The organism is Kribbella rubisoli, assembly GCF_004217145.1.
In the GTDB taxonomy this organism is placed as follows: Bacteria; Actinomycetota; Actinomycetes; order Propionibacteriales; family Kribbellaceae; genus Kribbella; species Kribbella rubisoli.
In genome coordinates, this window is sequence record NZ_SHKR01000012.1 from 417,099 (window position 1) to 429,621 (window position 12,523).

The 12,523-nt window shown below is 69.5% G+C and carries 13 protein-coding genes; 7 read left to right on the top strand and 6 right to left on the bottom strand.

Annotated features, from left to right (window positions below; all coding sequences use genetic code 11):
- Positions 1 to 17: 17 nt before the first annotated feature.
- Both EV645_RS16175 and EV645_RS16180 read left to right on the top strand, forming a co-directional pair.
- On the top strand, positions 18 to 1,076 hold the full coding sequence (locus tag EV645_RS16175; RefSeq protein WP_242000451.1) for a glycoside hydrolase family 130 protein: 1,059 nt from the start codon (positions 18 to 20) through the stop codon (positions 1,074 to 1,076).
- Positions 1,073 to 3,001, top strand: coding sequence for a hypothetical protein (locus tag EV645_RS16180; RefSeq protein ID WP_130444540.1), 1,929 nt, complete (start codon positions 1,073 to 1,075; stop codon positions 2,999 to 3,001). Before EV645_RS16175 ends, EV645_RS16180 begins: the two co-directional genes overlap by 4 nt.
- On the opposite strand, the gene EV645_RS16185 is transcribed toward EV645_RS16180, so the two are convergent.
- A complete protein-coding gene (locus EV645_RS16185; RefSeq protein WP_242000452.1) occupies positions 2,982 to 4,034 on the bottom strand; it encodes an aminoglycoside phosphotransferase family protein in 1,053 nt (350 codons plus the stop codon). The genes EV645_RS16180 and EV645_RS16185 overlap by 20 nt on opposite strands.
- Positions 4,035 to 4,045: 11 nt before the next feature.
- The gene (locus EV645_RS16190) at positions 4,046 to 4,753 is read right to left on the bottom strand and encodes a helix-turn-helix domain-containing protein (protein WP_242000453.1); all 708 of its coding nucleotides are present in this window, start codon (positions 4,751 to 4,753) and stop codon (positions 4,046 to 4,048) included.
- 54 nt (positions 4,754 to 4,807) lie between these two features.
- Here EV645_RS16190 and EV645_RS16195 point away from each other — a divergent pair, with 54 nt between their 5' ends.
- Positions 4,808 to 5,215, top strand: a complete 408-nt coding sequence (locus EV645_RS16195) for a cupin domain-containing protein (RefSeq protein WP_157997079.1) — start codon at positions 4,808 to 4,810, stop codon at positions 5,213 to 5,215.
- On the opposite strand, the gene EV645_RS16200 is transcribed toward EV645_RS16195, so the two are convergent.
- The 3 genes from EV645_RS16200 to EV645_RS42225 form a co-directional block, all read right to left on the bottom strand.
- Positions 5,216 to 6,172, bottom strand: a complete 957-nt coding sequence (locus EV645_RS16200) for a VanW family protein (protein ID WP_242000454.1) — start codon at positions 6,170 to 6,172, stop codon at positions 5,216 to 5,218.
- Between the two features lie 137 nt (positions 6,173 to 6,309).
- Positions 6,310 to 7,176, bottom strand: coding sequence for an Rv3235 family protein (locus EV645_RS41875; protein WP_157997080.1), 867 nt, complete (start codon positions 7,174 to 7,176; stop codon positions 6,310 to 6,312).
- Between the two features lies 1 nt (position 7,177).
- Positions 7,178 to 8,497 carry a LysM peptidoglycan-binding domain-containing protein gene (locus EV645_RS42225; protein WP_130444545.1) on the bottom strand — a complete coding sequence of 440 codons (1,320 nt, stop codon included), beginning with the start codon at positions 8,495 to 8,497 and terminating at the stop codon, positions 7,178 to 7,180.
- A gap of 169 nt (positions 8,498 to 8,666) precedes the next feature.
- Here EV645_RS42225 and EV645_RS16215 point away from each other — a divergent pair, with 169 nt between their 5' ends.
- Positions 8,667 to 9,212 carry a hypothetical protein gene (locus EV645_RS16215; RefSeq protein ID WP_130444547.1) on the top strand — a complete coding sequence of 182 codons (546 nt, stop codon included), beginning with the start codon at positions 8,667 to 8,669 and terminating at the stop codon, positions 9,210 to 9,212.
- 40 nt (positions 9,213 to 9,252) lie between these two features.
- Here the strand turns inward: EV645_RS16215 and EV645_RS16220 are convergent, their stop codons facing one another.
- Entirely contained in the window at positions 9,253 to 9,501 is a 249-nt protein-coding gene (locus tag EV645_RS16220; protein WP_130444549.1) for a helix-turn-helix domain-containing protein, read from the bottom strand.
- Positions 9,502 to 9,669: 168 nt separating this feature from the next.
- Here EV645_RS16220 and EV645_RS16225 point away from each other — a divergent pair, with 168 nt between their 5' ends.
- From EV645_RS16225 to EV645_RS16235, 3 genes are all read left to right on the top strand, one after another.
- Positions 9,670 to 10,329 (top strand): CpaB family protein, encoded by a 660-nt coding sequence (locus tag EV645_RS16225; protein ID WP_130444551.1) that lies wholly within the window; start codon positions 9,670 to 9,672, stop codon positions 10,327 to 10,329.
- Complete coding sequence (locus tag EV645_RS16230; RefSeq protein ID WP_130444553.1) at positions 10,329 to 11,600, top strand: CpaE/TadZ family protein; 1,272 nt, start codon at positions 10,329 to 10,331, stop codon at positions 11,598 to 11,600. The genes EV645_RS16225 and EV645_RS16230 overlap by 1 nt, the downstream gene beginning before the upstream one ends.
- Before the next feature lie 112 nt (positions 11,601 to 11,712).
- A complete protein-coding gene (locus EV645_RS16235) occupies positions 11,713 to 12,507 on the top strand; it encodes a DUF4097 family beta strand repeat-containing protein (protein WP_130444555.1) in 795 nt (264 codons plus the stop codon).
- Positions 12,508 to 12,523: the final 16 nt, after the last annotated feature.

Below are 12,523 nucleotides of genomic sequence, written 5' to 3' on the forward strand. Positions count from 1 at the left end.
CTCCTGAAGGGCTTCTCGTGACTGTTCCCTACACGCTGACTCGTGTCGGCGTACTGATGACCGCCGAGCCGGGCAACGAGCTCGAGGCCGAGGGCGTGCTGAACCCGGCGACCGGCCACACCCCGGACGGCACGCTCTACCTGCTGCCGCGGCTGGTTGCTGACGGCAACATCTCTCGCGTCGGCCTGGCCCGCGTCGAACTCGAGGACGGCGTACCGGTAGGTGTCGCGCGCGAGGGCGTCGTCCTCGCGCCGGACGAAGGCTGGGAGCGCGGCAAGAACAACGCCGGCGTCGAGGACCCCCGCGTCACGTTCATCCCGTCCCTCGGCCTCCACGTGATGACGTACGTCGCCTACGGCCCGCTCGGCCCGAAGCCTGCGCTCGCGGTCTCCTCGGACCTGCGGGAGTGGCGCCGGCTCGGTCCGCTGCACTTCGAGTACCAGCCGGACCTCGATACCGACCTCAACCTGTTCCCCAACAAGGACACGGTCTTCTTCCCCGAGCCCGTGCCCGGCCCGGACGGCGAACCGTCGTACGCGATGCTGCATCGGCCGATGTGGGACCTCGGCTGGTTCCGCGAAGGCGAAGGCGTTCACCTGCCGGCCGGTGTGACCGATGACCGGCCAGGCATCTGGGTCTCGTTCGTGCCCGTGGCAGCCGTCGAGGCTGACGTGCGGAACCTCGTTCATCTGCGCAATCACCGGCTCGTCGCGATGTCGGAGTACCCGTTCGAGGAGCTGAAGATCGGCGCCGGACCGGCGCCGCTGCGCATCCCCGAGGGCTGGCTCGTGATCCACCACGGCGTCACCGGCGAGCAGCCGGAAGGCTTCGACCCGACCACCCAGAAGGTCTGCTACGCCGCCGGCGCGCTGATCCTCGACGCCGAGGACGTCACCCGCGTCGTCACTCGTACCACCGAACCCCTCATGGTCCCCGAGACCGACGAGGAGAAGATCGGCACGGTCGGCAACGTCGTCTTCCCGACTGCGATCGAGCAGGTCAACGGCACCCAGTACGTCTTCTACGGCATGGCCGACGCCGCCATCGGCGTGGCCAGATTGGATCGCCTGCCATGAACCCGACCCGCCGCACCGTCATCGGCGGAGCCCTCGCAGTAGCCGCCGCATCAACAGTCACCCTTCCCGCCTCAGCCACAGCCTCGGCCTCAGCCTCGGCCTCGGGCCGGCTGTCCAACCTCGCGCACCTCGACTTCCTCCGCTCGTCGGTAACGCCTCCGGCCGCCACCGGTCACACCACCTTCGGCAGCGGCCCGGTCGGCGTGCTCTGGACGTACGCCGACCGCCAGGCGGACGGCTCGTACAAGCGCATCGGTGGTGGTGCCTACGACGCGGCGACGAACACCTATGGCCAGGGCGCGTTCAACGCCGACGACATCGCCCGGGCTGCCGTCGTCTACCTGCGGCACTGGAAGCTGTTCCACTCTGCGGCTTCGTTGGAGGCCGCCCGCGGGCTCCTCCGCAGTCTCACGTTCCTCCAGTCGCCGAACGGCAACGTCGTCCTGTGGATGCAGCCCGACGGCACGCTCAACCCGAGCGCCGATCCCGTCGAGCTCCCCGACCCGTCCGACTCCGGCCCGTCGTACTGGCTGGCTCGCACGGTCTGGGCGTTGGGGGAGGGGTACGCCGTCTTCCGCCGTACCGACCGCGCTTTCGCGACGTTCCTCCGCGACCGTCTCGACCTCGCGATCGCTGCGCTCGAGCGTCAGGTCCTCGTCCGCTACGGCCAGTACAACGTGGTCGACGGCCGCCGTCTGCCGGCCTGGCTGATCGTCAACGGCGCGGACGCTACGAGCGAGGCCGTTCTTGGGCTGTCGGCTTATGTAGAAGCCGGCGGTTCTGCCTCGGCGCGCCGAGCGCTCAGCCGCTTTGCCGAGGGCATTGCTGCCATGGCGGCCGGGTCGACGCGCGAGTGGCCGTTCCGTGCGCTGATGCCGTGGGGCGAGTCGATCTCGGACTGGCATGCGTGGGGCGCCCAGATGCCCTCCGCCCTCGCCGCCGCGGCTCACGCTCTCGACGCACCCAAGCTCCGTGCCGCGGCCATCGGCGACACTGCGGGCTTCACCCCACTCCTGATGACCGCCGGCGGACCCGACAACGGCTGGCTGCCGACGCCGATCGACCGCACCCAGATCGCGTACGGCGTCGACGCCCGCCTGCAGGGCGTGCTCTCCGTCGGGCTCCCTGGCTTGAGGCAGGTCGCCGCCTTCATCGCTGCCTGGTACTTCGGCGCCAACCGCGCCGGCCGGCCGATGTACGACGCGACCACCGGCCGCACGTACGACGGCATCTCCGGTGACGGCACGATCAACCGCAACTCCGGCGCCGAGTCGAGCATCCACGGCCAGCTGTCGATGCTCGCCCTCGACGCCCACCCGGAGGTCGCCCGCCTGACGGGCACCCCGTCGTACGACGGCCTGCAGATCATCGAGGCCGAGTCCGGCGCCGGCGGCCAGGTCGTCACGCCACCCTCGGCCTGGACCGGCGAATCCCAATGGAGCAACGGCTCCTACCTCTCCCTCGACGGTACGGCGACCTGGAGCGTGCCGGCGTCATCGCAGCAGCGGCTGGTCCTCCCGGTCGTCAACCTGGCGGACACTCCGACCCCGGCTCGCACCACCTGGACTTCCGGGGTCAGGGCACTTGGCACTCTCACGCACGTCTGCGGCCAGCAAGGTATCTCCGCCGCACCCGGCGCGCTCCTGCCGCTGACGCTCGCCAACCCGCTCCCGGCAGGCGCCACCACCCTCACCGCCAAGGCGCAAGGGACGGCTCAGCTGGATGCTCTGCTACTTCTGCCAACCGTCAGCAGTCTGCGGATCGGGGATGCGGTCTTGCTGGCCAGTGTGGATACGCATGCTCGCGTGATGAGTGTGCCGGGCAAGCATTCCTGCAGCTACGACGCCGCCGGGAAATTGGTTGCTCGGGGCAACGCTTCGCGGGCACTCGTCGTACCCGGTGGCTTTACCGTCGTGCTCGGCTGAGCGCCTCGGCACACCAGTCGGCGACGTACATCAGCGCCTGACCGCGTTGGTGGAACAGGCGCCGGCTGTCGACCTGGCGGTGATAGGCGTTGTGGGCGGGGTCGGACGCACGGCCGAGCAGACCCGGCAGCAGCCACGCGTACTTGACCCCGGACGCCATCACCGCCAGCCGCACCTGATCCGGATCGCCGCGCCAACCGGCCTCGTGCAGACCGTCGAGGTAGTTCGCGATGCACGTCTCGGCGAGCTCGGGCAGGCGCTCGACCGGCCAGAACATGTCGAAGACCGCGTCCGGGATGTAGTTGCCGATGTCCTCGCCGAGCGCGCCGTCACCGGTGAACGCCCAGTCGAACAGCGCGAGCTCGCCGCTCGGCCGCTGGATCACGTTGGAGACCCAGAAATCCAGGTGGCAGGTGGCGCGGGGGAGGCTCGCGACGAGGTCGAGCAGTGCGTCGCGCTGAGCCATCAACCGGGTCCAGGCCTCACGCAGCTGGCCGGGCCACGTCTCGCGGATGAGCGGCTGCTGCCACGCGGCGTCGTCGGTCAGCAAATGCCAGGGCACGTCGCGGGTTGTCGAGTAGTCGCGCAGGAATCCCGTCGACATCCACGGCCGTTCGGACGCAGGCTGCCCCTGCCAGCGCCCGAAGGCCCGGGTCAGTGCCGCATGCTCGGCGAGGCTGAACTGGGTGCCCGATGTCCCGCCGATGTCTTCCATCAGGAGCACGGCGCCGTCCGGCCACTCCTCGACCTGCGCCTCGGGCAGCACGAGCCCGGCGTTCGCGAGCCGCCCGCGCAGCTCGTCGTCCCGATACACCTCGAGCTCACGACGCCAGTAGTTCCAATGGCGCGGGTCTGTGGACGCGGCCCAGGGACCTGTGGAGTCTGCCGGACTCTGGAGCTGCTTGCGTACGGCGGTGCGGCCGTCGGCGTACGTGATGCGCTCTACGGTCGCCGTCACCGCGTTGAGCGGGTTGTGGCGCAGAGTCGCCGTACCGACTTCCGGGTGACCGGTCATGAGAAGCAATGCTGACATGCGGGCGAGGCTCAGCCCAGCAGCGTCTTAGGTGGTAGACCGGTCAGCGCTTTGACGTCGCGGGTGAAGTGGGCCTGGTCTGCGTACCCGGTGAGCGTGGCGACGTCTGCGAGGGCCAGGCCGGTGCGGGCGTGGTCCAGGGCAACGTTCATCCACAGCACGCGGTCGAGCATCTTCGGCCCGTAACCGAACGCGTCCAGACAGCGTCGATGCAGTTGCCGCTCGCTCAACCCGATCGTCCCCGCCAACTTGGAAACGCCGGCGCTGCCGCGGAGCAGCCCGCCGCGAACGTTGCGCAGTACGTAACTGACCAGCAGGTCCGGCGGCTCGTCGACCAGCTTGGCGACCTCGACGTCCAGCGCTTCCGCCGGGTCGGGTGACGATCTGATCCGGTCCAGGAGCTGTCGGCTCCGGGTCGGCGACCACAGGTCCGCCAGCGGAACCCGCTCGTTGAGCAACTCACGAGCCGGCACACCGAGGAAGCCCGGCGCGGCTCCCGGCGCGAACCGGATCCCGGCGTACTGCGTCCCCCTCGGTGCACTGCCCGTCCACGCGTGACTGTCCGGCCCGGCGACGACCAGATCACCGTCGATCAGCAGCACATCCATGCAGCCGTCAGGGAGGATCCGATACTCCCCACCCTCAGCCGTCCGCGTCCACAAGTCGGCCCCCGGAACGCGCGCAACACGCTCCCGATACGGCTCGACGGCTACAGTCACAGTTCCAGTCTGCAACGCCCCACCGACAGTCCCGGACCTGCGAAGGAGATGCCGATGTCACGCCGCGACGATCTGTCAGGAGTGCCGCTGCTCGGGCGGACGGTTGCGCCGGAGGGATCCGGTCTCGTGCTCGCGGAATGGGAGGCCGCGGGACGTACGTCGGACGAGGTCGCGTGGCAGGCGCCGTTGCACGTCCACCACACCGACGACGAGGCCTGGTACGTGCTGTCCGGGACGCTGCGGCTGCGGATCGACGGCGAGGACTACGACGTACCGGCCGGATCCGGGATCGTCGGGCCGAGGGGTGTGCCGCACACGTTCGGCAATCCGTCCGAGGAACCCGCGCGGTACGTGCTCGTGATGTCGGCCTCCACTCAGGCGATGCTGGCGGAGTTGCACGGCGGCTTCAAGGGCGATGTGGCGGCGCTGTTCGAGAAGTACGGCTCGACGCTGCTCCAGTGATCAGCGTGGGAGCACGACGTCGAGTACAGGTACGTCGACCGGGAGGTACTTGACCAGGGCAACGTTCTCGCGGATCAGCTCGTCGCGGAGCGCCGTACCGGTGCGGCGGTCGATCACCGTTCGCCAGATCTCGTTGCGCCGGAAGTAGTCGGCGCCGACCCGGAGGAAACGCTCTTCCTTGGCGAACACGCGGTACGACGACTCGGCTGGCATGTCGGCGAGGATCTCGCCCTCGAGGTAGCGGTCGCCGACGTCGACGTGCAGCTGGAAGGTCTGGTCGGTGTCGTTGCGGAACTGCAGGTCCACGTAGTTGTAGACGATGCTGCAGCCCACGCCCCACGGCAGCACCCGGCCGTTGTCCGGGAACGGGTCGAAGCTGTGCGTCGACCGCTGAGTCACGGTCAGCGGCGAATGCAGCACCATCCAGTGCAGGAGGTTCGCGAGCTGGCAGATGCCACCGCCGATCCCCGGCCGCGCCTGCCCGTTCGACAGCCGCATGCCCTTCACGTAACCCTTACGCCGGGTCGCGTTGCCGACCAGCTTGTTGAAGGAGAACGTCTCACCCGGGCGGATCAGCAGTCCGTCGACCTGAGCGCAGGCAAGCTTCAGGTTGGTCACCTTGTTGTGCTGCATCCACATCTCGGTCTCACCGAGCTGGCGCAGCAGCAGCGACTTGTGCCGCTTGATCCTGATGGGCAGATCGGTTGCCGCGCGCGTTTCGGCGTACGGCGTGCTGGACCTGATCCACTCGAGCCGCTTGAGCACGCGGTGATACCGCACAGCCAGCGGGTAGAGCAGCGGCATCCGCTCGCTCCACCGGCGATGGTGCATCGCGGGCAGTACCCGGGCCCGCTCCGCGTCACTCAGCTCGTGTACCTCGACCCGCCACGGCGTACCCGGCGTCACCCCAGCCGGCGCCGATGCGTGCACCGGTGTGGCGATCGTGGTTTCGGACATCATTCTCCCGAACGAGTTGGCCGGCCCCGCGGCCGACCTCGGTTACCGTACGCGGCCGCGAGCCCATTCAGATGACAGCAACCGCTCGATCCGATTGCGCTCGTTATGACGCCGAACCACCGCCAAGAGTTCGGATTTCAGCCGATCTCGAGGGCGGTGCAGACCCAGCGGTTGCGGCGGATCTCCATCCGCAACGCGATCGCCCGCGAACGGTCGCCACGACGTACATGCGCGGCCACCTCGGCGATGAACGGCTCCGGCATGAACACCCGCACCGACTGCACCGCGCTCTTCTCCTTCGCCCCGCGGGTCGTCGCGGTCGTGTTCAACCCGAGCAACCGGACCCGGCGGTTCAGCTCCATGAACACCTCGTCATCGGTAAACCGCACCAGCTGCGAAATAGGCCGATCCCCAGCCAGCACCTCCGCCACAGCCTGAGCCAACCGCCCACCCCAAACCCGAGCCCCCGGCACCCCAACCTCCCCAGCCCGGGTGCTCTCCCCGGGGCGCCCGACCTCGCTGGACCGGACGACCTCGGTGAGTCGGGCTGCCTCGCCGGTCTCGGTGAGCTCCCCTGGCCGGCCGACCTGGCTGGGGTGGGCTGGGTTCGTGGTTTGTGGCGGCTGGGCCCCGTCAGGGTGCCCAGCCGCCTGCTTGTCGACGGCCGGTACCGCGGTGAGCTTGCGGGCCTGCGGCTGGTGGGTCGTGAGCGCAGCGATGCTCGACGGCCGGCGCGGTGCGGACGCGACGCCGAGCCGGGTGATCGCCTGCAGACGCAGGGCCAGCGCGCCATCTGTCAGGTCAGCGGCGTACCGGGCCGTCGCCGGCACGGTGTGCTCGCCGCGCACCGACCGCAGCCGCGGCCGGGCAACAGAAGCGAGCACATCCGGGGACGCCGTGAGTTCGCTCGCCGCGGAAGTCGGGTTGGTGACGGCCATGAGAGCCTCCATCGGTTCCGGTGCTGAGGTCGCGTTCGTGGTGGCGAGGTTCTGGGGCTGGCTCATGTCACGGCTCCTGATGGGTGGGCGGGAGGTGGCCGGTGGACGTGGGCGGAACACGGAGTACCTGCCCGGGAAGAATCAGGTCGGGGTCGTCCCCGATCACATGCCGGTTCGCGGCGTACCACTCCGGCCACCGCGCGGCGATCGCTTCATTCGAGGCCCCGGCTCCAAGCTCCCGTGCAGCAAGAGCCCACAGCGAGTCCCCCTCACGTACGACGACCCGCACCGTCCCACCCGCCCGCACCTCGGTATACCGAGTAGCAGCCCCATCAGCAGGCCGATCCGGCACCCCCACCCGCGCCCGCCCACCCGCACGAGGCCGACCAGCCCCCTCCTGCTGGGCCTTGGCAGAGTCCAGCTGGGACTCGGCGGACCCCGGCTGCGCCGCAGCTGTCCTGTGCGCGTCGCCGCCACCGATCTGCAACTCCGAGGCGGGCTCTGTCGAGCGCCAGGCGTTGCTGGACTCCTGCTGGGACCTGACGGAGTCCGGGTGGGTCTGGGTGGAGTCCTGCCGGGACTTGGCCGACCCCGGCTGGGACATGGCGGTGTCCTGCTGGGCGGCGGTTGTCCTGTGCGTGTCGTTGCCGCTGATCTGGAGCGCCGAGGCGGGCTCGGTGGCTCGCCAGGTGTTGGTGGCGTCCTGCTGAGACCTGGCGGAGACCTGCTGGGACCGGGTGGAGTCCTGCTGGGGTGCGGCGGCCTGGGGCTCGGCGCCGCCGATCTGCAGGTTCGAGGCGGGCTCGGTAGCTCGCCATGTGGCCGCGGAGTCCTGGTGGGGCTTGGCGGACTGTGGCTGGGCCGCGGCCGTCCGGTGTGCGTCGGCGTCGCTGGGCTGCGCGGCTGATGTCGGGCTGGTGGCTCTGCCGCCGAGTTGGAGGGTGGAGCGGGGTTCGGTGGTGCGCCAGTTGGAGTCGGTCAGGTGGATGGTGGAGGTGGGGGTGGTCTGGTTCCACTGGAGGACGTGGGAGCTGTGGTCGGGGGTGGCTTGAGCTGCGCCGACTGTGAGCGGGGTGACGGCGGCGACGCCTAGGCCGGAGCGGAGTAGGGCTCGCGCTGTCTTGGTGGTGATTCGGCCGGTGACTGCCCCGGCGAGCTCCCCGACCACGCCGGGGATCTGCTCCAGCACCGTCGTCACGACTGCCAGCGCCAACCACGCGTACGCGATCCACGCGACCGTCCCGACCGCGAGCACGGTCAACGAGTCCAGGTCGTACGTCCGCGCGCCGCTGATCGACCCGGCAGTCACCCACCGCAGCAGCAGGCCGGCACCGGCCAGCGCCAGCACCGCGAGAGTGCCTTTCAGCGCCCGGATCATCGCGTTCATCCCGCTTCGCTCCCGACCTATGAGTTTGCGTTAGTTTGCTTTGGCTTGACCACTATAGACCGGTTGTAGGCCAGCTTTGCAAGTCCTTAACGCACGCAGCGTCGGTTTCCAACGCGGAGGGTGACGGCCCACCGGCGCGACGGCACCCCGGACCGGTAGGTTCGCGGTCATGCGGTGGGATGCGTTGTTCGCGGATCTGGAGTCGCAGTTCGAGGCGCTCCAGGACACAGATCTGTATGGCGAAGTGGCCGACCGGATCCGCACCGAGGTCGGGAAGATCACCGTCCTCGACCGGCTCCGCGGCGCGGTGAACACCGTCGTACGCGTCGAACTGAACGACACCGAGCCCGTCCGCGGCATGCTCAGCCGGGTAGGGAAGGACTGTCTGCTGCTCGAGACCGAGCGCTACGAGGAGTGGCTGATCCCGGTCACCGCGCTCGTCGCCGTACACAGGCTGGGCCCGTGGGCCGAGCCGGCCGGCGCCGTCGAGGGCAAGCTCGGGCTCGCCCATCTGCTCCGGGGAATCGCCCGTGACCGCTCACCGGTCACACTGTTCTGCAGCGGCGGCGGTCCCGTCACCGGCACCATCGACCGCGTCGGCGCAGACTTCCTGGAGCTCGCCGAGCACCCGCTCGACGCTCCCCGGCGCCGCTCCGAGGTCTACAACGTCCGCCTCGTCCCCACCCAGTCCCTTAGAGCCCTCCGCCGCCGTTGAAAGTCGCCCCCAGCGCCAGCCCGCCGGTGCGACGATCGAACTAGAGCTGTGCATCCTCCGGGGCTTCGGCTTCCTCACCGAAGGGATGGGCGTCGATGAAGGTCTTGGTCTCGGTGTAGAGCCGCTCGATGTACTTCTCCAGCTCGGTCGCCTCGACCCGCCACTGACCGCGGCCGCCGATCTTGACCGCGGGGATGTCACCGCGGCGGACCAGCGCATAGACCTGGTTGGCGGAGATGTTGAGCACCTCGGCGACGTCGGCGAGCTGGAGGAAGCGGGGACCCGGCATCCGTCGGACTCCTTCACATAGTGGCTGGTTGTTTCAGTTTGCCACGGTTGGCGGATGGATGACCGGGTTTGTCCCCAGCCTGTGACTGCCTGTGGATGACCGTTCACGCCGCGATCGCGAACCAGGCAGAATGTCGCCCGAGAACGATCGATTGACTGGGGAGACGACGTGGTCGAGACAGCCGTGCGAAGTGGATTCGGGGCGCCGTCCGCCCCGGCCCAGCGCAACCGCAAGGCCCGGTGGAAGGACGGCCGTCTCGTCCTCGGCGTGCTGCTCGTCGCCGTCACCGCGCTGGCCGGCGCCAAGCTGCTGTCGTCGGCCGACGACACCACCACGATCTGGGCCGCCAAGCACGACCTCAAGGTCGGGGTCCCGCTGACCGACGACGATCTGACCACGGTCCGGGTCCGCTTCACCAGCACCAACGACTCCGAGCGGTATCTCGCGGCCGACGCCGATGTGAAGGGCCTGGTCGTCGGCCGGGCGATCGACCAGGGCGAGTTCCTGCCGAAGGATGCGGCCGTCGCCAAGTCCGACCAGGACCGCACTGAGCTCCCGTTGTCGGTCGCCACTGGCCGCCTGCCGTCCGACACCGCGGTCGGCGACATCGTCGACGTCTGGGTGGTGCCGAAGGAGGAGGGTCAGCCCGCGAGACCGCTGTGGAGCAGCGTCCGCGTGCTGGAGATCGACTCGGTCAAGGGCGTCTCGGGCAACACAGCCAGACGACAGGTGCTGATCGGGCTCACCACGGCCGACCTGCCCCGCATCCCGGCCGCGCTGACCGCGCTCGGCGCCGGTGAGCCGACCCTGGTCCGGAAGGCCGGCTGATGTCGATCCCGGTCCTGCTCGCCGTCACCGGCGCGCCCTGGGAGGCCGATGTCGTCCAGCGGACCGAGCGCGCGCCAGGGATCAAAGTCGTACGGCGCTGTGTCGACATCGCTGACGTGATGGCCGCCGCCGCGAGTGGTCAGGCCCGCGCCGTGCTGCTGGCCGACGCCCTGGCCCGACTCTCGTCCGACGCCGTCGCCGCCCTGCACGCGCGCGGAATCGCCGTACTCGCCCTGGTCGACCCGACAGAGACCGGCGCGCCCTTCGGTCCCGAGGACAGGCTCAGCCGGATGGGGATCGAGCGGATCCTGCCCGCCGACGTCAGTCCGACCGACCTGGGTCGCGCGGTCACCGAGGCCGTCGAGTCCGGCCCGGAGATCTCGACCGCCCACTTCTCGGGCGGATTCGTGCCGCTCACCCCGGAGACGGCCGCCAACTACGAGCCCCCGCCGTACTCCCAAGGCGCCGGCCGGCTGATCGCCGTCTGGGGCCCGACCGGTGCGCCGGGCCGGACGACGGTCGCGGTCAACCTCGCCTCCGAGCTGGCCGCGAAGCGCGTGCCCACGCTGCTCGCCGACGCCGATGTGTACGGCGGGACCGTGGCGCAGATGCTGGGGATGCTCGACGAGACCTCCGGTCTGGCTGCCGCGGCGCGCTCGGCGTCGAACGGTTCGCTCGACATGGTCACGCTCGCGAAGTACGCCCGGCAGGTCGCGCCGCACATGCTGGTGCTGACCGGGCTCAGCCGCGCCGACCGGTGGACGGAGCTGCGTCCGGCAGCGATCGAGGCGATCTGGTCGACAGCGCGGGAGTTGGCGCCGATCACGGTCGTGGACGTCGGGTTCTGCATCGAGACCGACGAGGAGATCTCGTTCGACTCGCTCGCCCCGCGGCGCAACGGCGCGACGGTCGCGACGCTCGAGCAGGCCGACGAGGTGATGATCGTCGGCACGGCGGATCCGGTCGGCCTGACACGGTTGATCCGGGCGGTCCACGAGGTGCGCGCCGTCGTACCGTCGACGAACGTCCGCGTCGTGGTCAACCGGCTCCGCTCGGGCGCGCTCGGCGGATCACCCGGAGACGCGGCCGCCGATGCTCTCGGACAGTACGCCGGGATCCAGCCGGCCGCCCTCCTGCCGTACGACTTGAGCGCCGTCGACGCCGCCATGTCCCACGGCCGCAGCCTCGCGGACGCGGCCAAGTCCAGCAAGCTCCGCAAGTCGTTCCAGCAACTGGCGACCACCCTCGTCAAGGACCTCGTGCCCGCCTGAGTCGGCGCCCCGGAAGTCAGGGTCGGATCGGTGGGGAACCAGGGGATAACCCCGCCGACAGCCCGCCGACGATGTGCCAGGGTTGGCAGTACTTCGACCCGCAGGGAGTGTCATGTCCGATGTCCAGGGCCGGCCGCCGAGCTCGATGAGCACGAACCGTCGGTACGGGATTGCCATCTCGGTCGCCCTCATCCTCGGTGGCGCGTACTGGGCGCTCACCGGACTGACCGAGGGCACCAAGAACAGCCAGGAGAGCTACACGGTCCAGGGCGACTCGCTGCTCGTCAAGGGCGGTGCGGCGGAGGTCGAAGTACGGCCCGGGGACGGGACCGAGGTGAAGATCGATCGGCAGTTCGAGCGGAACGTGTTCGGCTCGGACCCGAAGGAGAAGTTTCACGAGGACGAGGGAAAGCTTGAGCTGAACAGCGGAGGCTGCGGGTTCCTGTCGTTCGGGTGCAAGACCAGCTACGTCCTGACGGTGCCGCGGGATCTCAAGCTCACGGTCGAGAGCAGCAGTGGAAACGTGAAGCTCTCCGGCTTCGCCGGCGGCGCCGAGGTGAAGACCAGCTCCGGCGACATCGAGGTGCACGACGTCGGCGGACCGTTGCAGCTCGAGTCGAGCTCCGGAGATGTCGAGGCGGACGGCCTGACCGCGACGTCGGTGATCGCGCACAGCAGCTCCGGCAGCTCCTCGCTGGACTTCTCCGTCGCCCCACAATCGGTCGAGGCGAAGTCGAGCTCGGGTGACGTCTCGATCCGGATCCCGTCCGGCGTCGAGTCCTACAAGGTCGACACCAAGACGTCCTCCGGCGACGAGTCGGCCAACGTGAAGATCGACCCGAACGCGACCCGCACCATCCAGGCCAAGACCTCCTCCGGCGACGTCACCATCGAGTACAACCACTGACCACGGGGAGTGAGGG

What these genes read in the sequence shown, in the direction of transcription:
- EV645_RS16230 (WP_130444553.1), top strand. Translation starts at nt 10,329, where the DNA reads ATGTCGATCCCGGTCCTGCTCGCCGTCACCGGCGCGCCCTGGGAGGCC.
- EV645_RS16200 (WP_242000454.1), bottom strand. Translation starts at nt 6,172, where the DNA reads ATGTCCGAAACCACGATCGCCACACCGGTGCACGCATCGGCGCCGGCT.
- EV645_RS16215 (WP_130444547.1), top strand. Translation starts at nt 8,667, where the DNA reads ATGCGGTGGGATGCGTTGTTCGCGGATCTGGAGTCGCAGTTCGAGGCG.
- EV645_RS16235 (WP_130444555.1), top strand. Translation starts at nt 11,713, where the DNA reads ATGTCCGATGTCCAGGGCCGGCCGCCGAGCTCGATGAGCACGAACCGT.
- EV645_RS16220 (WP_130444549.1), bottom strand. Translation starts at nt 9,501, where the DNA reads ATGCCGGGTCCCCGCTTCCTCCAGCTCGCCGACGTCGCCGAGGTGCTC.
- EV645_RS42225 (WP_130444545.1), bottom strand. Translation starts at nt 8,497, where the DNA reads ATGAACGCGATGATCCGGGCGCTGAAAGGCACTCTCGCGGTGCTGGCG.
- EV645_RS16185 (WP_242000452.1), bottom strand. Translation starts at nt 4,034, where the DNA reads ATGTCAGCATTGCTTCTCATGACCGGTCACCCGGAAGTCGGTACGGCG.
- EV645_RS16180 (WP_130444540.1), top strand. Translation starts at nt 1,073, where the DNA reads ATGAACCCGACCCGCCGCACCGTCATCGGCGGAGCCCTCGCAGTAGCC.
- EV645_RS16195 (WP_157997079.1), top strand. Translation starts at nt 4,808, where the DNA reads ATGTCACGCCGCGACGATCTGTCAGGAGTGCCGCTGCTCGGGCGGACG.
- EV645_RS41875 (WP_157997080.1), bottom strand. Translation starts at nt 7,176, where the DNA reads ATGAGCCAGCCCCAGAACCTCGCCACCACGAACGCGACCTCAGCACCG.